The 19615-nt window shown below is 51.7% G+C and carries 13 protein-coding genes; 5 read left to right on the top strand and 8 right to left on the bottom strand.

The features are described 5' to 3' along the window. Nucleotides 1-192 precede the first annotated feature (192 nt). Nucleotides 193-3174, top strand: a complete 2982-nt coding sequence (locus MJO52_RS00065; RefSeq protein ID WP_252083973.1) for a S8 family serine peptidase — start codon at nucleotides 193-195, stop codon at nucleotides 3172-3174. A gap of 78 nt (nucleotides 3175-3252) precedes the next feature. On the opposite strand, the gene MJO52_RS00060 is transcribed toward MJO52_RS00065, so the two are convergent. Together MJO52_RS00060 and MJO52_RS00055 are read right to left on the bottom strand one after the other, a co-directional pair. Then, entirely contained in the window at nucleotides 3253-4527 is a 1275-nt protein-coding gene (locus MJO52_RS00060; RefSeq protein ID WP_252083972.1) for a serine hydrolase domain-containing protein, read from the bottom strand. A 330-nt stretch (nucleotides 4528-4857) separates the two neighbouring features. After that, nucleotides 4858-5844 carry a GlxA family transcriptional regulator gene (locus MJO52_RS00055; RefSeq protein WP_252083971.1) on the bottom strand — a complete coding sequence of 329 codons (987 nt, stop codon included), beginning with the start codon at nucleotides 5842-5844 and terminating at the stop codon, nucleotides 4858-4860. A 379-nt stretch (nucleotides 5845-6223) separates the two neighbouring features. Between MJO52_RS00055 and MJO52_RS00050 the strand changes: the two genes are divergently transcribed. Then, a complete protein-coding gene (locus MJO52_RS00050; protein ID WP_252083970.1) occupies nucleotides 6224-7411 on the top strand; it encodes a class I SAM-dependent rRNA methyltransferase in 1188 nt (395 codons plus the stop codon). Nucleotides 7412-7487: 76 nt separating this feature from the next. On the opposite strand, the gene MJO52_RS00045 is transcribed toward MJO52_RS00050, so the two are convergent. Next, nucleotides 7488-9668, bottom strand: a complete 2181-nt coding sequence (locus MJO52_RS00045) for a TonB-dependent receptor family protein (protein ID WP_252083969.1) — start codon at nucleotides 9666-9668, stop codon at nucleotides 7488-7490. A 229-nt stretch (nucleotides 9669-9897) separates the two neighbouring features. Here MJO52_RS00045 and MJO52_RS00040 point away from each other — a divergent pair, with 229 nt between their 5' ends. Beyond that, nucleotides 9898-10341, top strand: coding sequence for a GNAT family N-acetyltransferase (locus tag MJO52_RS00040; protein WP_252083968.1), 444 nt, complete (start codon nucleotides 9898-9900; stop codon nucleotides 10339-10341). A gap of 137 nt (nucleotides 10342-10478) precedes the next feature. Next, the gene (locus tag MJO52_RS00035; RefSeq protein ID WP_252083967.1) at nucleotides 10479-11159 is read left to right on the top strand and encodes a phosphoadenosine phosphosulfate reductase family protein; all 681 of its coding nucleotides are present in this window, start codon (nucleotides 10479-10481) and stop codon (nucleotides 11157-11159) included. A gap of 259 nt (nucleotides 11160-11418) precedes the next feature. Here the strand turns inward: MJO52_RS00035 and MJO52_RS00030 are convergent, their stop codons facing one another. Then, a complete protein-coding gene (locus tag MJO52_RS00030) occupies nucleotides 11419-11925 on the bottom strand; it encodes an SRPBCC family protein (protein WP_252083966.1) in 507 nt (168 codons plus the stop codon). Between the two features lie 96 nt (nucleotides 11926-12021). Here MJO52_RS00030 and MJO52_RS00025 point away from each other — a divergent pair, with 96 nt between their 5' ends. After that, entirely contained in the window at nucleotides 12022-12918 is an 897-nt protein-coding gene (locus MJO52_RS00025; RefSeq protein ID WP_252083965.1) for a LysR family transcriptional regulator, read from the top strand. An 82-nt stretch (nucleotides 12919-13000) separates the two neighbouring features. On the opposite strand, the gene gyrB is transcribed toward MJO52_RS00025, so the two are convergent. From gyrB to dnaA, 4 genes are all read right to left on the bottom strand, one after another. Then, nucleotides 13001-15421 (bottom strand): DNA topoisomerase (ATP-hydrolyzing) subunit B, encoded by a 2421-nt coding sequence (gyrB, locus tag MJO52_RS00020; protein ID WP_252083964.1) that lies wholly within the window; start codon nucleotides 15419-15421, stop codon nucleotides 13001-13003. Between the two features lie 21 nt (nucleotides 15422-15442). After that, nucleotides 15443-16546 (bottom strand): DNA replication/repair protein RecF, encoded by a 1104-nt coding sequence (gene recF, locus MJO52_RS00015; protein ID WP_252083963.1) that lies wholly within the window; start codon nucleotides 16544-16546, stop codon nucleotides 15443-15445. Nucleotides 16547-16671: 125 nt separating this feature from the next. Further along, the gene (gene dnaN, locus MJO52_RS00010) at nucleotides 16672-17778 is read right to left on the bottom strand and encodes a DNA polymerase III subunit beta (protein ID WP_252083962.1); all 1107 of its coding nucleotides are present in this window, start codon (nucleotides 17776-17778) and stop codon (nucleotides 16672-16674) included. A 32-nt stretch (nucleotides 17779-17810) separates the two neighbouring features. Beyond that, entirely contained in the window at nucleotides 17811-19517 is a 1707-nt protein-coding gene (gene dnaA, locus MJO52_RS00005) for a chromosomal replication initiator protein DnaA (RefSeq protein ID WP_252083961.1), read from the bottom strand. Nucleotides 19518-19615: the final 98 nt, after the last annotated feature.

Here is a 19615-nt window from a genome sequence, read left to right as displayed (position 1 = left end):
CTATGACGCCAGTTTATTGAGTCCTGCGACACATTACTTTAAAAGCGAGTCACAGGTCGGGTGGCTTTATCCCAGTGAAAGCGCGCTCTGCCAGACCAAGGATGGCTTGTTGGGTGTCAGTGACATTGGATAAACAGCGCACTTTCTCTCCCACCTCTACCCGCCTGTTAAAATAAAAAATGGGACAACTCAATGAAAAGAAAAATAATTTCCTCGCTTATTGCGGGCCTGCTGTGCTCTGGCAGTAGTTTCGCAGCCTCAGTAGCAGACACACTCACCCCCGAAATCCAAAAGAATAAAAAGGTCTATATCGTACAGCTCGATGGCGAGCCACTCTCCACCTACAGCGGCACAGTCGCGGGCCTCTCCAGCGCTAAGTCCAATATACGTCGCAAGGCTGACCCGCGCAGTAGTAGCTATCGCCACTACTCCGATTTTCTCAAAACACGTCGTCAACAGGTGCTTTCCGCGGTGCCCGGCGCACGCAAAGTGCATGAATACAAGGCGGCCTTTAACGGCTTTGCCGCAGTTATGAGTGAAAAGGATGCCGAAGCACTGCGTAGCCATAAAGATGTGAAAGGCGTCTGGGAAGATCGCCTGCTGAAAATGCATACCGATTCCACTGCAGACTTCCTCGGCCTGACAAATACACCCAGTCCCTGGCTCTGGGGAATCACCGGTGAGGATGTGGTCGTGGGTGTCATCGACTCGGGTATTCATCCAGAACACCCGAGCCTGATGGATGTTCCAACGCCACGGCAGGGCAATCGTGGCGTCAATATTTCCTATGGTCCGGTGCCTGAATCCTTTATCGGTGAGGGCTGTGAGTTTGGTAACACAGACTTTAACCCCGGTGACGCCGCCTTTACCTGCAATAACAAACTGATCAAGGCCAAGTCTTTTTCAGACGCCTTCCTCTCCAACAAGACTCTGGCGGATTACGAGTTTCTCTCTGCACGGGATGCGGACGGACACGGCACCCACACCGCCACCACTGCCGCAGGGAACTACGGTGTAGTGACCCCAGATGGGAAAACCCTGACCGGTATGGCGCCGCGTGCCCGTATCGCGGCCTATAAGGTGTGCTGGGATGCCCCAGACCCGGACGATAGCGGCTGCTCCTCGGCAGACTCCATGGCTGCTATTGACGAAGCCGTGGCCGACGGTGTGGATGTCATCAACTTCTCAGTGGGTGGCTCCAGTACCGTTTTTACCGGTGCCGATGAGATCGCCTTCCTGTTTGCCGCCGATGCGGGCGTTTTTGTTGCCACTTCTGCCGGCAATAATGGCCCAGGCCCACAAACAATGGGCACGCCTTCTGGTGTCCCCTGGATTACCGCAGTGGCGGCCGCCGAAGACGACCAGAGCTTTGGCACGGCCCTGCAGGTGGATGCCCCTGAAGCGGTTGTGGGCACCTACGATGCCCGTGAAGGCAACGGCCCGATCACTATGGAAGATGCAGGTCTACTATCGGCACCTGTTGTTGTGGGTGCCCCTCTGGAGGCCTGCTCCGCACTCACCAACTCCGAGGCCATTGAAGGCAAAATCGCGCTGGTGAAGCGTGGGGGATGCTCCTTCAGTACTAAATACAACAATGCTGCAGACGCCGGCGCAGTGGCCATTGTTGTCTATAACGACGGCAGTGCTGTAGACCGTATGGATCCGATCGTTATGTCGGCACCGGATACTACGATCCCCGGTGTGATGATTCGCCATGCGGATGGCGCCATGCTGGTTGAGAATTCGGGGGCCACGGGCACCCTGGATCCAGAGCTGAAGATTTCCCGCGAAGACCGCATCGCCAGCTTTTCTTCCCGCGGCCACAACGTGGGTGCGACGGATATTATCAAGCCGGATGTGGCAGCACCGGGCGTAGGCATTCTCGCCGGTACTTCACCAGTACTGAGTGGCGGCAACCTATTCGCCGCCAAAAATGGCACCTCCATGGCCAGCCCCCATGTCGCCGGTATTATGGCCCTGTTAAAACAGGCTCATCCGGACTGGAGCCCGGCTATGGCCAAATCCGCACTGATGAGTACAGCGCGCACCAACCTGCAAAAGTCCTTCGGACCCGAAGCCGCTGATCCCTTCGATATTGGTGCTGGCGCTATAGTGCCCGCCGCGGCTTTCGACCCCGGTCTAGTCTACGATGCCGGTTTCAACGACTATCTAGCCTTCCTCTGTGGCGCAGAAAATCAGCCGCAGATTATCGAGGCCAGTACCTGTGAGGGACTGGTTTCCGCTGGCTATTCTTTGGATTCCAGTGATCTCAACCTGCCATCAATCGGCATCGGTGAATTGGTTGGCACCCAAACCATCAAGCGCCGTGTCACCAGCGTCGGCCGCGGCCAGAGATGGTATTGGGCTTCTGTAGAGGCACCCGCAGGTGTCGAGGTCAGTGTTAACCCTAAAACCCTACGCCTTAGAGAGGGAGATAGCGCCGAGTTTGAAGTTACCTTTACGGTTACCGAAGAAGCGGCCATGAACGAGTGGGTATTTGGCGAATTAAGCTGGAAATCTGTTGGTTTACGCCAGGAAGTACGCAGTCCTATCGCTGTACGCCCGGTTCCACTATCCACAACTCAGAAGATCAGTGTCGATGGCAGCGATGGTGCAGTAAACCTGCCCGTACAATTTGGTTATAACGGCAACTATCAAGTGGATATCAACGGCTTAGCGGAAGGCGTACCTTTCCCTGGTAGCGTTGAGGATGGAGAAAACCAGCTGATTTTCTTCGATATTCCGGAGGGTACAAAGCTTGCCCGCGTAGCCTTATTTGATGCGGATGTGGGCGATGGTAGTGGCAGCGACGACTTGGATTTACAAGTCTACGGCCCCGGCCCCGACTTCCCAGAGGTGGGCACCAGCGGTTCACCGACTTCCGCTGAATCTGTCGATTTGGTCAATCCCTCCGCAGGTCAGTATGCAGTATTCGTAGTGGACTACGCCTCTGCGGAGGGCCCTACGCCATTTACCCTATTTAACTTTAACCTGAGTGGAGACAACGGCAATACCCAGCTCACAGCTCCGCCGCAGGCACAAATAAATAGTAGTGGCACTATCAATCTGGAGTGGCAGGATATCTCCCCTGGTACCCGAGCCTTGGGAATTCTCAGCCACGGTAACGGTGAGACCGTATTTGCCGAAACCGAAGTTATGGTGAATACCCAATAGAAAGCCATTCCCTCCAATGATTGACAGAGAGGGGGTATTTTTAGAAACCGGCCGAGCTATTGGTCTTGGCCGGTTTTTTTATTTACAACCTAATTTACCCTGTTGCCGAATAAAAGCTTTAGCAATATCCATTGAGATACGACCAAAATCCCAAAAAGCTTTTGTTTTACGATTGATATTTACTGCCACTGACAGGTTGTGATCCGGCATAATCATCAACCAGCTTTGACTGCCGCGGCTGACACCACCATGATTAGCATGACGCACTATTCCCACAGATGGAATTTCTTGTTCTCGGTACCGCCAACCCAACGCATAGTGCTGCTTATTGACCTCTCCATTAGCAAGCTTTTGTGGGGACCAAAAAACTTCCCGGGTTTCAGCAGCTAAAAAGTTGTCGTCGAGATAGTGTGCACCAAGCTTTACCAGGTCAGTGGGTGTGGAAATAAAACCACCTCCCGGCAGACGATGACTTAAATCCACCGGTCGCCATTCACGCAGGCGAAGTTCATCCCCGCTTAAACCATTACTTTTATAGAAACGGGCAATATTTCTTTCCATATTGCCATTTAATGGAGAGACCTCAGTATTTTTCATTCCGGCAGGAATAAAGACTTCGTCTTCCATCACATTCAAATAGCTTTTTTGCTCTGAACCAGCCAGAACTGCTCCCAGAAGAACAGTGCCCAAGGTGCTGTAATAAAAATTTGTGCCTGGTTGGAATAACAATTCACTATTGTCAAAAATTTCCAGGGCCTGATACATACTGTCGTAATGAGTGTCCAGTTCCAGTGTCTTATACAAACCAAGCCAATCAGAATTCTTCTTATAATGTGGTAAACCCGACATATGAGAGGCCAACTGGCGTGGAGTTATCTCTGCCCATTCCGGGTTGGGCAATGCTTCTAGGTAGTTTGATATTGAACTGTCAAGGTCAACACTTCCCTTCTGTGCCAAGCGCGCCAGAGCTGTTCCAGTCAGAGCCTTAGAGGTACTGCCGATACGAAAACGTGTCTCAGTGGTAACAGGTATTTGCTCTTCCAAATCTGCCCATCCAGATGCGCCAGCCCAAACAAGCTTGCCACAAGCCGAGACTGCAGCAGAAATTGCAGGAGAACCAATCTTCTGGCGATGCTTTTCAATGGCTTTAAGCGACTGATCTGCTGCCGGTTGCAGCTCTTTTTGGTAAAGCTTTTGTGTCGATGGTGCCTCGGTGGCTAACGCCTGCCAACCAAATGGACTAAGTGGTAACGAATCCAGAGACCAGGCATAAAATTGATAAACCGGCCAGAGCAAATAGCCAATACAAGACAGCAGGGCAAAGATACCCAACACAAACTTTTTATTTTTCATCTGATCTATCTATTTAGCCCCTAAGCCATATCTGTGAGATCTAACGGTTAACACGTACCTAAAAATTTTGAACCTAGAATTATTACATTGCAGCTATTGGAACAAGAGACACACTTACGACGAATTCTGACATTTTAATTGGGGAGCAATCTAAGAAAGTGTTTTTCCCATACTGTAACTATTCATCTTTTTTAGTTGAAAAAGCAGTCATTCAGGAGAATTAAAAAATTATCAAAAGGCCAATAATTCATTTAATTCTCAATTGAACACAGCCGAACACAAAATAATATTATTTCACGATGGATTATGAGTTTGCCTTTGTAGTTTTATTTAATGAAAACGCCGACGAAACTCACTGGGAAGTATGCCTTTATGTCTTCGAAACGTGCGTCTCAATTGCTCCTGGGATTGAAAGCCACAGAGGCAGGCTATTTTTTCTTGCGACAGGTTTTGTTCAGACAATAATTGGCAGGCTTTTTCCACACGGATATTTTCGACAAAGCGCGCTGGGGTCACTCCCAGCTCCTTGAGAAAGCAGCGAGAAAAATTACGGGGACTCATAGCAGATTCCTGTGCCAATTTTTCTACTGTGAGAGACTGATTCAAATTTTGGTAAATCCACTCCACAAGCCTGGCAAAGCGATCACTCTGTTGCTGATTCATCAAGTGGCTGCTGTATTGCCGCTGGCCGCCATCCCGCTTGAGATAGAGGACCATTAGTTTGGCGATTGCCAGTGCCAAACTACGCCCGTGATCTTCCTCGACTAACGCCAGAGCGAGATCAATACCTGCGGTAATACCGGCCGAGGTATAAATATGATCATCACATACATAAATTGCATCAGGGTCTACTTCAATATCGGCAAACTGCCGTAGCTCATCCACATTTGCCCAATGGGTAGTTGCTTTATGACCAGCCAGCACCCCAGCCTTAGCCAAAATCAAAGCACCATTACAAATTGAGCCCATCCGTTTAACCACCTGTTTTTGTTCACACAGCCAGTCGAGAATGTCTGTTTGGGAATAGAGGGCTTTAGAACTTCCAGGCGGCCCACCACTCATCAACAGGGTGTGGATATCTTTCACCTCACGATATCCACAATCCGCATACAGCTTTACACCCGTGCCCATCTGTACCAGCCCGGATTCTTCAGCCAATAACTGGATTTTGTAAAAGTCAGAAGGGTAACGCCCCTCCTCACGGAGGAGATGATTGGCCAGAGCAAAAACCTCCAGTGGCCCAGTCACATCCAAGCTGGAAGCGCCCGGATAGATAAACATGGCAATTTGAATAGACTGGTCCTGAGTCAATTTCATTGATAGAGTTTTCCACAACGCCAACAAGGCACAATTTTATCTTGGCGGTAAATTCTGCCGATTAATTCGCACTTTACCAACCATTTCTGCTAAATACCCCTCCTCCTGCAGAGGTTGTGACTACATTTATTGTCGAGAATACATTATGTTTGTAAGTGCTCACATCCTTAGTGAGCTACTCTGCTTACTTAATATCTGAATTCCTGTGGGTTATCCACAAGATGACCCAGTAGCTAGTTATTCACACTTTTACTCGTACTTTGCTCTTTGATCACTGCACATCGATCCTGTTTATCCACAAAGACTCGAAATCCTTGACCTATCCCCCGAGCCAAGCACAATTGCCTCCGCGAATCACCCCAGCTTACGGAGACCCCAATTGGCGGAATTAATATTGAATCGCGGCGCAGAGCGCCGTTTAAAGCGCGGCCACCTGTGGATATACAGTAATGAGGTGGACACCAAGCGCTCCCCGCTGAAAGGCTTGGAAGCGGGGAGCCAGTGCCAGGTTCTGGATAGTCAGGGTAAACTTCTGGGCACAGCCTGGGTCAACCCCAGCCAATTAATCTGCGCCCGCCTATTGAGCCGCAAGGACAATTTTTCCGAAGACGACATTGGTGAGCGCTTGCAAACCGCATTGCTACAGCGGCAACGCTACTTCGACCACCCCAGCTACCGTATGGTTTACGGAGATTCCGATGCCCTACCGGGGCTGGTAGTTGATCGCTTTAACGATCATCTAGTCGTACAAGTCAGCAACTGGGGCATGGATCGCTACCAACAGGTGGTTGTGGATAAGTTAATCGAGCTGACTCAACCTACAGGAATTTTACTGCGCAATGATCACCAAGGCCGTGCAGTTGAGGATATGCCCCTCATTAACCAGATTGCTTACGGAGAAGTACCAGAACTAGTGCCCTTTGAGGAAAATGGCGTTCCGCTTTTGGCGCCAGTTCACCAGGGGCAAAAAACCGGTTGGTTCTACGATCACCGCGAAAACCGCCGCCTGTTAAACCGCTGGGTACGGGGGAAGCGTGTGTTGGACCTCTTCTCCTATGCGGGCGGCTGGGGAATCCAGGCTCTGGCCAACGACGCCAGTCACGCAGTTTGTGTAGATGCCTCGCAGCAGGCCCTGGACTGGTGTCAATTGAATGCACAGCACAACGGTTTTGCCGACAGACTGGATACGGTGCAAGGTAAGGCGCTGGAGGTTCTGAAGGCCATGATGGCCGAGGGCGAGAAGTTTGATGTCATAGTGCTAGACCCCCCCGCGTTTATTAAAAGACGCAAAGATCACAAAGCCGGCCTTGCCGCTTACCGCCACATAAACGAACTGGCTATGCGTTTATTGTCGGAGGACGGCTTGTTAGTAAGTGCTTCCTGTTCTATGCATCTTCAATCGGAAGAACTGCTCGATTGTATACGCGGTGCTGCGCACCGATTGGGTCGTAGAGCTTCAATACTCGCCAGCGGTGGCCAGGGCGCAGACCATCCAATACATCCGGCAATTCCTGAGACCAACTACCTCAAGGCCCACTTTGCCCATTTGGGCGGCAGCCGCTGGTAGCGTGCACTTATTCGCTATAAAAGAAACCCCGGCGAAAGCCGGGGTTTCTAATTGAGTGCTCTGTCACTCTGTGGGATTAGAAAACGTATTTCATACCCAGTGTGGCGGTGCGCGGCCGGTTGGCGCGGGCACCATCGGGACTGCGGCTGATAATCACCTGCTCATCAAACAGGTTATCCACTTTCAGGTAACCGGTCAGGTCTGCGCTGAAATCGTAGTGCGCAGCGGCATCCACAACCCACAGAGACTCTGTGTAATCGAATTTATCGGTATTCCCCCGGTTACAACCGGTATTCACACACATCTCGTCCTGGTAAGCCGCGGTCAGGTTTAAACGCCAGGCTGCACCGCTGTCGAGGCCGGCGGATACGGCAAAAACATTTTCCGGCAGATATTCGAGATTATCGCCGGCAAGCAGGTCATTACCGTCACTATCTTCACTGATTTCTGCATCAGTAAAGGTATAGGTTGCCCGCACCGGTAGTATCCAACCGTTTGTGAGCACCCACTCACTTCCAAACGTAGCTTCCAGCCCTTTGATTTCTGCTTCACCCAACTGGTAGGTACCACTCTCGGCACCATTGGGACATTTCACCGCCACCGAGCAGTTTTGCACAGCATTTTCATAGTCACTGTAGAAGGCGATCAACTCAGCATTCAGGCTGCCGTTATCGAAGCGAGCACCCCATTCATAGTTTGTGGATAACTCCGGCCCCTGGCCATCGGCTGCACCTGCGCCGGGAGGGGCGAAGCCACGGTGCACACCTGCCAGCAGGCTCCACTGTTCGCTTGCCTGGTAAACAAGTCCCAAACCTGGCAGCCATTCATCCACCTGATTGGTGCGATAACTGCCCTTCTCGGTACGCTCGGCGTCGTTATAACGCTGCTGCTCGGTCTCTATATCCTCGTAGCGAAGAACAGCAGTGAGAGTCAGCTTATCGTTCAGCTGGATATCGTCGTAGATAAAGAACGAAGTTGCATCCGCTTCTTCAACACGGTTATTGCTGCTTTCTTCAGCGGTATCGGGAATATCTGTGCTCAGATACACCAATTTGCCATCAACCTGCTCATAGTTTTCCACAGGCTGGAATCTATCCACCTCATCTCGATGCTGGCGCACTCCAAAGGACAGCTCATGACTAACGGAAGCAGTATTAAAGCGCCAATCGGCACTGATCTGCAGGCCCTTGGCCTCGTACTCACGATTGTTGTGCTTAACACCGAAGGTGTAATCTTCAGTACCATCCAAAACCGCTTGAGGGTCTAAAACTCCATCAACACTGCCGCCGGTATTAACAGCATCTATCAAGTCACCCTCGCTGACCTTAAACCAGTCGCGTTTAAACTTGTTGTAGTAAGCCTGGGTATGCAGGGTAAAACTGTCACTCAGTTCGATACTGTGGTTCAGCTGGATAGTGCTGTGGCGATTCTGCATTTCATCCAGGGCGCTGATACCGTATCGACGGTTCGGATCTTTCTTAAAGTCGGCATCCGTTAGGCCCAGATAACTCATGCCAGACTCCTCTTCGGAGTACTGCAACTTTATATCCAACTGCTGGCGGTAGGTCGCATCCGCATTGGATTGCAGGCGACCTTTCAGCAGATAGTCTTCTTTGGCGATATCTGCACTGCCAGATCGATCAATTTCGCGGAAACCGTCGGCATACTGTTGCTGGGTCTCCAGTAGCCAGCCGGTATTTTCTGTGCTGGTGCCATAGTGTGCGTGCACACGGGTCTCACCGTATTCACCGGCTTCCAGCTGCACCATCCCCTGGCTGGAAGTGGGAATGGGGGTACTCAACATATTTACCGCACCACCCACGGTGAATGGGCCGTATTGCAACGAAGCGGGGCCCTTCACTACTTCAATGGCATCCATGCGGCCGGCACTCGGGAAGTAATACGCTTCCGGTGCCGAGTAGGGTGCTGGAGCCACCAGGACTCCATCTTCCATCAGGGAAATTTTGGCGGAGCGCCCACCCTGGGCACCGCGAATTCCAATATTCGGGCGCAGGCCGTAGCCATCCTCTTCAAGGATGTAGACCCCCGGAACCGAGCGCATCATACGGTTGATATCCACAAACTCGAATTTTGCCAGCTCTTCGGCATCAACCAGGTGCGCGGAGCCCGGCAGCTTGGAGACAGAATCGGAGTTACCAATAACGGATACGCTCTCTAAACGTTCCTCAGCGAGGCTGGGAGCTGCGACAGCAACCGCCAGGGCAAAAGCCATTGGCGACAGGAAAAATCTCTTCATGAACCCTCCAATGAATCTAAGTGATTTGTAATTGTTTTTGTTAATAAGAATGATTGTATTTTACCACTTAGAAGGGTGGGATATGACAGAACATTTTTTTGTTTTTTGGCGCCTTTACGAGGAAAAAACCTCTTTGTTTTTAGTTTCTATCCTAATAACTGGATGTTTCCTAGGATCTACTCTTTGAGCTGACTAGCATTGGGCCCATGTATCCACTTTGGGAATGCCCATGATACGAATGGCAGAACTCAAAGAGTTGGATAGGCTGGAACAGCTCTGGCTACACGCTGTAACAAATTCACACCCTTCGCTGCCCCGTCAGTTCTGGTTGCAGCGCCGAAGTGAATTTCGTAGAGACTGCCGCCGATCCAACCAATGCCTGGTCTTTACCGGCCGCCACAGCGCCGTTGCGGAGGCTTTTATTACCCTGGTGGACAGGGATAACATCGCCCACCTCTGTGTTAGCCCACTGTTCACCGGCTGTGGTATTGGCGCCACCTTACTTCAGGCTGTTGCCAGGGGATGTAAACAACTCCAGGCTCAAGTATTTCGTGAAAACCTGCGCACGCGTTATTTCCTGCAAAAACATGGGTTTGTAGAAACACAACGCGGATACAATGCCGAATATGGCCAGCATCAGATTTTTATGTCCTGTGGAGGTCTTCGCCCCTGAGTTCATAACCTAATATCCGAGGTTGAACCCATTACTTATAACCGAAGCTTATTGATTCACTCCTTTTTATTGTTTCTACGCGACAAGCTATCCGGGTAGCATGACATCCATTCTAGTTTTCCAATGCGCTGATTTTTATGGGACACAACGCTTCCAGTAATGCCCTGCAGTCTTCGAGAGGCCGCTTCTTTCATCACAATGCCAACCTGGCAGTATTGAATCAGACTTTTGCTGAGGCTAAACCCAGCGAAATCATGCAATTCACCATGGAAAAGGCCCAGAACCCGGTAGTCTTTACCAATTTCCGCCCCCTTGCTGTGGCCTTTCTGCATCTTGTGAGCAGAGCCAAGCCGGATATTCCGGTGATCTGGGTGGATCACGGTTACAACACTCCTGAGACCTATCGCCATATTGAAAATGTGGTAAAACAGCTGAGCCTCAATCTGCGTACCTACTCTCCAAAGATGTCCGCGGCCCACTACAACGCTGTATACGGTGGTATTCCAGCCCTGGATACTCCCGAGCACGACTTCTTTTCGCGTACGGTCAAGCTCGAGCCGTTTAACCGCGCCATGCAGGAATTGAAACCGGATGTGTGGTTAAACGGCATTCGTCACGATCAGAATGCACACCGTAAAAACCTGGATGTTTTTACCCAGGGGAATCACGGCACCATTCGCGTAGCGCCAATGTTTCATTTGAAAGAGATTGATGTAGAAGAGTACGTTTACGAAAACGAACTGCCGGACAATGATGTGTATTTCGATCCGACCAAGGGTGAAGAACATCGCGAGTGCGGGTTATTACTGGAGAAATAAATTCATAGATCGGCGGGGGAATTTTTTCTCCGCCTTTTTTTAAAAACTTTCTTTTTCCCTTAGTTTTTCTTCCAAAATACCCAATCTTCCGCGATCAAATAGTTCTTATTTATGCATAGCGATTAATTCATAATTTTGGCTTTTGTCAGATTTCTCTGCAAAAAATATTTTTTTATCTTTGCTTTTTTCCCATTCCCTTCTGCTTGCTGATAGCAGAAACAGAAGGGCTTATAAAACTATATTCTTAATATTCAGCCAACTAAGCAGCGGCCTCACCGGTAAGATGCCGGCCTTTTTCCAAATGATTTTTTAGGTCCTCCAACATTTTACCAAACTGTGTGCCCGTCATTTTTTTCACTACCGGGCTCAGTACGCCACCAATGGCACCCAGCTCCATGTTCGCAGTGAAGCTCACCCTTGTCCCATTTTCGGATAAAGCCTCTAATTTAAACTGCGATAAACTTTTCTTCACCGGAAATCCTGGCGGTGTGTTCTTGGTTTCTACAGACACATCCAGCTCATGCTTTTTATCATCAAATCTTGTGATGGTTTCATCGGCGACAAGACCATTGGGGCCTTTATTTGTCAGTACACAGACACGCCCTTTTACACTGGCATTGCCAACCGGTGTACCCTCTTTGGCAAAGGAATGCGGTATCAGCGTCATCCATTGGTAAGCGGTATCAAAATCCACAGCAAGCACTTTCCAGACCTCCTCAATCGGGCGGTCTATGGCAACTTCTCTCTTAACTTGAACGATTTTCATTGGATTCTCCCAGGATGTTCGGTGCAATAAATATTGACGAGAGACAGATTAGCTGGACACTATTTGCAACGGAATATAACAAAATAGGACACTGTGTTGCATAAAGGATCCATTGAATGGACTGATATTCAATTCTTTATTGCGGTTGCCAGGAGTCATAGTGCCCGCAGCGTTGCCGAAGACCTTGGAGTAAGCCACTCCACTGTATCCCGCCGTATTGACGCTCTTGAAGAGAGGCTTCAAGCCAGACTGTTTTACCGTAACTCCAAAGGTTATCAACTAACCGAAGATGGAGAAGCCATGCTCGGTTATGCCAAATCCGCAGAGCAGTACCTCGACGCGGCACAGAAACACTTGCAGGGTGGTAGCCATCGGCTCTCTGGGGAAATACGCGTTACCATGCCTGATGTCGTGGCTGCCCATCTTGTGATTCCGCACCTTAATGAGTTCACTAACGCCTACCCGCAGATAAACGTTCAGCTCCTAGTGACCAGCCAGGTGCTCAGCCTTGAGAAGCACGAGGCGGATGTGGCTTTGAGAATCCTGCCCAAAGGTGCTGAGATACCCGAAAGGTTTATTGCCCGTAAGCTTACCAACCTACCTAGTTGCTGTTACGGCTCGCCAGCCTATATTGCAGAATCTCTACCAGAGCACGGCCGCTGGCTCGGCTGGAGTAGTGAGGATGGCAAGGTGAACTGGGCTCAAAACACCCCTTATCCAGATTTGCCCTATCAACATCAGATCAGCCATGGCCTGATACAGCTAGAAGCCGTCAGAAGTGGACTGGGCTTAGCCAGGCTTCCCTGCTTTCTCGCCGATGGGATTAATGGAGTAATTCGCTTACCCGGCGCGGAGCCTTCCAGCCTGCACGATCTGTGGCTGGTCTCTACACCGGAACACCGCAATGTACTGCGCTTTAAAGTCTTTCGAGAGTTTATTGTGAGTCTATTCAGGCGCCTTGAGGATAAGCTGGAAGGCAAGCTGGCGGGGTGATTTCGATCAATACTTACCTGGAGCGGTATAAAACCGCCCCAGGCAATCCATCTATTTTTAAGCGTAAGAGCGTCTGGAAGACTTAAACATCCAGGTTTTCCACCGCTAGGGCATTAGTCTCGATAAAGTCACGGCGTGGCTCTACCTGATCCCCCATCAAGGTGGTAAAGATCTGATCTGCTGCGATAGCATCTTCAACAGTTACCTGCAGCATACGACGGCTCTCTGGGTCCATGGTGGTTTCCCAAAGCTGCTCCGGGTTCATCTCGCCCAGCCCCTTATAGCGCTGGATACCATAACCACGGCGGCTCTCACCCATCAGCCAGTCCATCACTTCAGGGAAGCTGCCAACAGGGTGCTGCTTCTCGCCGCGCTGGATAAAGGCACCCTCTTCCAACAGACCCACCATCTTCTCACCCAGAGCGCAAACAGACGCGTACTCAGCGGAATCGAAGAACTCGTGGTTGATCAGGTAGTCGCTGCCAACGCCGTGCGCCACTATGTGAATATGGGGCAGGAATAGACCGCGCTCGGTATTTTCCTGCACAGTCACTTCATGGCGACGGGTTCCGCCGCTCTCCTCATCGGCAAGTTTTTCCTGCAGCTGAGCACACCATTCAGCCACCTTCTCCTGGGATTGCAGATCCTCCTGAGACAAGCTGGGCAGGTAGATCATGCTGCGCAGCACCTCTTCTGGATACAGGCGGGACAGACGATCAATAGTAGCCAGCACACTGCGATACTCGCCCACCAGGCTCTCCAGAGAAGCGCCAGATAGTCCAGGGGCATCCGGGTTCACAAATAATGTGGCGCCTTCCAGGGCGGCGTTGGTAAGGAACTGAGTCAGAGCACCCTCATCTTTTAGGTACTGCTCCTGCTTACCCTTGGAAATCTTATACAGTGGCGGCTGGGCGATGTAGATATGGCCCCGCTCGATCAGCTCCGGCATCTGACGGAAGAAGAAGGTGAGCAACAGGGTGCGGATATGGGCTCCATCCACATCGGCATCGGTCATGATGATGATGCTGTGGTAACGCAGCTTGTCCGGGTTGAACTCGCTCTTACCGATGCCACAGCCCAGTGCGGTGATCAAGGTGCCCACTTCGGCACTGGAAAGCATTTTGTCGAAGCGCGCTTTTTCCACATTGAGGATTTTGCCCTTCAGCGGCAGGATCGCCTGGGTACGACGATCGCGGCCCTGCTTAGCAGAACCACCGGCAGAGTCACCCTCCACCAGGTAGATTTCCGACAAGGCTGGGTCTTTCTGCTGGCAGTCTGCCAGTTTTCCGGGCAGACCAGCGATATCCAAGGCACCCTTACGGCGGGTCATCTCACGCGCCTTACGCGCCGCCTCACGGGCTTTCGCCGCATCGATCATTTTAGTAACGACGGACTTGGCTTCCTGGGGGTTCTCCAACAGGTAGTCGTTGAAGTGGTGTCCCATCTCCTGCTCAACAGCGGGCTTCACCTCAGAGGAAACCAGCTTGTCTTTGGTCTGCGAGGAGAATTTCGGGTCCGGTACCTTCACAGAGATAATCGCAGTGAGCCCTTCTCGGGCATCGTCACCGGTGGTGTTGACCTTATCCTTTTTGCCCAGGCCCTCGCGCTCAATATAGGTGTTCAAACCGCGAGTCAGTGCCGCGCGGAAGCCTGCCAGGTGGGTGCCACCATCGCGCTGGGGGATATTGTTGGTGTAGCAAAAAATGCTTTCCTGGAAACTGTCATTCCACTGTAGCGCCACTTCTACGGCGATGCCGTCATCGCGCTGGCTCTGGAAGTGCAACACCTTGTTGATGGGAGTTTTGTTTTGGTTAAGAAACTCCACAAAGGCACTCAAGCCGCCCTCGTATTCATAGACCTCTTCCTTACCACTACGCTCGTCCTTCAAGACAATACGTACACCTGAATTGAGGAAGGACAGCTCGCGCAAGCGCTTGGCCAGTACATCGAAATGGAATTCGATATTGCTGAAGGTATCTGCAGAGGGCTTGAAGTGCACGGTGGTGCCGGTGGTATCACTATCTCCCACCACCTCCAGTGGAGCCTGGGGCACACCGTGATGATAGGTTTGCTCGTGGATCTTACCCCCACGGCGAATAGTCAGCTTCAACTCTTTTGACAGCGCATTTACTACTGACACACCCACGCCATGCAGACCACCGGATACCTTATAGGTATTGTCATCGAACTTACCACCGGCGTGCAGCACGGTCATAATTACTTCTGCTGCAGAAACCCCCTCTTCTGGGTGGATTTCTGTTGGAATACCACGGCCGTTATCTGAGACAGAAATCGATTCATCCGGATGGATGGTTACGCGAATCTCATCGCAATGGCCTGCTAGTGCTTCATCGATGGAGTTGTCGACCACCTCGAACACCATGTGGTGCAGGCCGGTGCCATCGTCGGTATCACCGATATACATTCCGGGGCGCTTGCGCACCGCATCCAGGCCTTTGAGTACCTTGATACTGCTCGAGTCATAGCTTTGCTGCTCTGACATTTATTCGCTCCATTCAACTTATTATGCAGCCGATGCATCGGCGCTGATATTCCCATGTTCCACGTGGAACACTTTTGGGCAATTCCAAGGGGCTTCCAATTGTCGCCAGGGGCGGCTTGTAGTGCCCTCATCTATTCCGGTTACCAGTACCTGGCTGGCACAACGACCAACCCACTGGGCAAAAACATGCTGATTGTGATCATCCAGCTCTGCTGGAAGGTCGTCCACAAGAAATACCGGTTTCTCTCGGTGACGACAAACCAACTGCGCCATAGCCGTGCGTACGGCGCATACCAGCATTTTCTGCTGGCCACGGGATAAAACATTGTGTGCAGGCTCACCTGCAACGGTAAAACGGAGATCTGCTCTGTGAGGCCCAGTGCGGGTATGTCCCTGACTGAGATCACTATCCCGAGACTCTCTAAGCGCCTCGGCCAGTTCAACCTCTTTTCGCCAACCGCGTCGATAACTCATATCCACCCGATTTAGCAGGCTGGGAGGTAACTCTTCCAGTAGCGTTGTTACGGCCGCACGCAATTGCTCGAATTGACTGCGACGCAGGGTATCCACCTGTTCGCCACTTTGGGACAACTGATGCTCCCAAATCCCGATCGCGTCCGGATCGATTTTACCACGTCGCAACAAGGCATTTCGCTGCTTCAGTGCGATTTGATAGTTTTTCCATTCCTGAGCAAAGAGATGTTCCACGTGGAACACTGTCCAATCCAGAAGTCGCCTGCGCACTCCAGGGCCGCCATCCAGGGCGGAGAAACTATCGCTGTTAATCAGTTGTAAGGGGAGACAGTTAGCAAGCTGTGAACTGGACTCAGCCGCCGCCTGGTTGATACGCACACGGCCACCGCCATCAGCTAGGCGCTCGACCCCAAGATTGAAGCCCGTATCCAGCTGGGTAAAAACCGTGAGCCCTGAATGATCATGGCGGATAACCGATTTGTGCTGGCGAGACCGAAAAGAGCGGCCTGTAGCCAACATATGAACAGCTTCAAGAATGGAAGTCTTGCCACTGCCATTGACGCCACAGAACAGGTTAACCCCAGTGTCCAAAAGCAGATCGGCGTGAGAGATATTTCGAAAATTAGAAATCAGAAGGCGGGTCAGCGCCATAGACCCCTCGCCCCGCTGGCTGGGAAAATTTCAGCGGCAATATTCAGAAAAAATAAAGGGACCGCCTGTTGATAATACAGTGCGGTCCCTTCTCGATTGTGAGCCAAATGCTTACTAACCAGGGCTTACAGACGCATCGGCATAATCACGTAGAGGGCATCTCCGTCCTCAGGTTGCTGCAGTAAAGCACTGCTGTTGGCATCCGCCAGACTAATGCGAATCTGGTCGCTGTGAATAGCACCAGTAACATCGAGCAAATAGGAAACGTTAAAGCCTATTTCCATGGGCTCCCCCACGTAATCCACCATCATTTGCTCTTCGGCCTCCTCCTGCTCGGGGTTATTGGCCACAATCTGCAGCAAACCCTCGGAGACCTGCAAACGTACCCCACGATATTTTTCATTGGAAAGAATCGCTGCTCGGGAGAAAGCCTGACGCAGGCCCTGACGGTCGGCATAGACCACGTTGCCGGCACCACGTGGCAGAACGCGCTCATAATCCGGGAACTTGCCATCCACCAGCTTAGAGGTAAAGGTGAACTGGCCACTCATCACACGGATGTGGTTGTTGCCCAATACTACCTGCGCCTGCACGTCGCTATCTTCCAGCAAACGCCCCAATTCCAACACGCCCTTGCGCGGTACAATCGCCTGAATGGGTGCCGATACATTCAAGCCCGGAGCATCGCGGTCGCACAGTGCCAGGCGGTGACCGTCAGTGGCGACTGCGCGCAGCTGCTGTGGGCGACACTCCAGCAGCAGGCCATTCAGGTAATAGCGCACGTCCTGCTGGGCCATGGCAAAGCTGGTTGCCTCAATCAGACGGCGAATCTCGCGCTGAGAAATATCGAATCGAGTCTGGGCACTGGCTTCCTCCTGATTGGGGAAGTCCGCTGCGGGTAAAGTGGATAACTGAAAACGGCTGCGGCCACTGCGCAATACCAGGCGCTCGCCATCGCGCTCAAATTTTAATTCAGCGCCATCCGGTAATGAGCGACAGATATCCAGCAGCTTGCGTGCTGGAACAGTTACTTCACCTTCCATTTCCACGCCATCCACCGGCAAGCGGCCGACAATTTCCACTTCGAGATCAGTACCAGTCAGGGACAACTCCTGACCTTGTAATTGCATCAATACATTGGCCAGGACCGGCAGGGTCTGGCGTTTCTCAACGACACCGGCTACCAGTTGTAGGGGCTTCAGCAGGGCGTCCCGGCTCACATTGAATTTCATCGGTAGTTTCGCCTTGTTTGTCAGTTATTCGATTAAGTGGTCAACGACCGTGTCAGTAACTTTACGTCCTCGCGGATATCCGCATCAGACTCCTGCAATTCGCGAATTTTGCGGCAGGCATGCAAGACCGTAGTGTGGTCACGCCCGCCAAAGGCATCGCCAATCTCTGGCAAACTGTGGTTGGTCAACTCTTTAGCCAGAGACATAGCCACCTGACGCGGACGCGCGACAGAGCGGCTGCGGCGCTTGGACAACAGGTCGGCCACCTTGATCTTGTAGTACTCGGCCACCACGCGTTGAATATTGTCCACACTCACCAAACGATCCTGCAAGGCGAGTAGATCCTTGAGGGCCTCGCGCACCAATACATCGTCAATGGCACGGCCGGTAAATTGGGAGTTGGCTATCACACGGCGCAGGGCGCCTTCTAGCTCGCGTACATTGGAGCGGATACGCTGCGCGATAAAGAAAGCGGAATCGTGGGGTAACTCTACACCGAACTGCTCCGCTTTCTTCATTAATATGGCTACCCGCGTCTCCAGTTCAGGCGGTTCCACAGCCACAGTCAGGCCCCAACCAAAGCGGGACTTGAGACGTTCTTCAAGGCCGTCGATCTCCTTGGGATAGCGGTCGCAGGTCAGGATAATCTGTTGGCCACCCTCGAGAAGCGCATTAAAGGTATGGAAAAACTCCTCCTGAGAGCGCTCCTTACCAGCAAAGAACTGAATATCGTCAATCAGCAGCGCATCCACAGAGCGGTAATAGCGCTTGAAATCGCTGATGGCGTTGAGCTGTAGAGCCTTCACCATATCCGCGACAAAACGTTCAGAGTGCAGGTAGACCACTTTGGCATTGGGATTGCGCTCTAACAACGCATTGCCCACCGCATGCATAAGGTGTGTTTTACCCAGGCCCACACCACCATAAATAAAGAGCGGGTTATAGGCGCCACCAGGGTTGTCGGAGATTTGCTGCGCAGCAGCCAAGCCCAATTGGTTGGACTTGCCTTCAACAAAAGATTTAAAAGTGAAGTTTCGATTGAGGGAGCTGCCGTGCTTAATGGCACCCTCAACCTCAACCTGCCGCGCGGGTTGTTCCGGGATAGAACGCACCATGTCGTTCATTACCGCAGGACGAATATCGGATACCGCCTGCTCCCCCTTGCTGACCTGTCTGGAGTTGGTCTCCTCTTCCAGTATTGAATGAGGATTTACACCAGGGCCACCACCAAAGCCGCCACCATTCAGCGGCTGATTGGAAACAGGAGCCTGTGGCTCCGCATGGCTCATAAACCCCTGAGAGACAGAGGGAGAAACCACACCAGGTGTTGTGGAAAAATCCACCAAACCCGATGAAACAGAAGGTGCTGGGGAAGTTGTAGGTGCTATCGGCGGCGGCATAGCACTGGCAACCGGAGCCGTAGGGGGCACGGGAGCCGGTACAGGTGCCGCTTCCATTGCTGCGCGACTACGCTGAAAACGCGCGGGGCGACGAGCAGTGATCTCCAGCCCTACTTGAAGTGGCTGTCCAGGAGAGAACTGGTGGACCAGCTCGCGGATACGATGAAGGAATTTACCGCCAACCCAGTCCAGTACAAAGCGATTTGGTGCAACCAGTCGCAACTCGCCTTCTGCACACGCGGGATTGACGCGCAGCGGTCTGATCCAGGTATTGAACTGCTGAGATGGCAGCTCATCCTGCAAACAGCTCGCGCACTGCTTCCAAACGGATTCAGTCAAGAAACCCCCCAAAACCCCAAAATGGTAAGACCACGGAGACAACGGCATGAAAGGACTGGAGTGCCCTAGCCGTCAAATAAGATCGGCGCAGTATACCT

The sequence above is a fragment of the Microbulbifer variabilis genome (assembly GCF_023716485.1).
Classification (GTDB): Bacteria; Pseudomonadota; Gammaproteobacteria; order Pseudomonadales; family Cellvibrionaceae; genus Microbulbifer; species Microbulbifer variabilis_B.
The sequence above is the reverse complement of the archived record's forward strand: the minus strand, read 5'-3'. Positions and strand labels throughout refer to the sequence as shown.

Bases quoted from the DNA above. Each gene is read 5' to 3' on its own strand.
- MJO52_RS00040 (WP_252083968.1), top strand. From the start codon at position 9,898: ATGATACGAATGGCAGAACTCAAAGAGTTGGATAGGCTGGAACAGCTC.
- MJO52_RS00060 (WP_252083972.1), bottom strand. From the start codon at position 4,527: ATGAAAAATAAAAAGTTTGTGTTGGGTATCTTTGCCCTGCTGTCTTGT.
- gyrB (WP_252083964.1), bottom strand. From the start codon at position 15,421: ATGTCAGAGCAGCAAAGCTATGACTCGAGCAGTATCAAGGTACTCAAA.
- MJO52_RS00065 (WP_252083973.1), top strand. From the start codon at position 193: ATGAAAAGAAAAATAATTTCCTCGCTTATTGCGGGCCTGCTGTGCTCT.
- MJO52_RS00030 (WP_252083966.1), bottom strand. From the start codon at position 11,925: ATGAAAATCGTTCAAGTTAAGAGAGAAGTTGCCATAGACCGCCCGATT.
- MJO52_RS00035 (WP_252083967.1), top strand. From the start codon at position 10,479: ATGGGACACAACGCTTCCAGTAATGCCCTGCAGTCTTCGAGAGGCCGC.
- dnaN (WP_252083962.1), bottom strand. From the start codon at position 17,778: ATGAAATTCAATGTGAGCCGGGACGCCCTGCTGAAGCCCCTACAACTG.
- MJO52_RS00045 (WP_252083969.1), bottom strand. From the start codon at position 9,668: ATGAAGAGATTTTTCCTGTCGCCAATGGCTTTTGCCCTGGCGGTTGCT.
- recF (WP_252083963.1), bottom strand. From the start codon at position 16,546: ATGGCGCTGACCCGCCTTCTGATTTCTAATTTTCGAAATATCTCTCAC.
- MJO52_RS00055 (WP_252083971.1), bottom strand. From the start codon at position 5,844: ATGAAATTGACTCAGGACCAGTCTATTCAAATTGCCATGTTTATCTAT.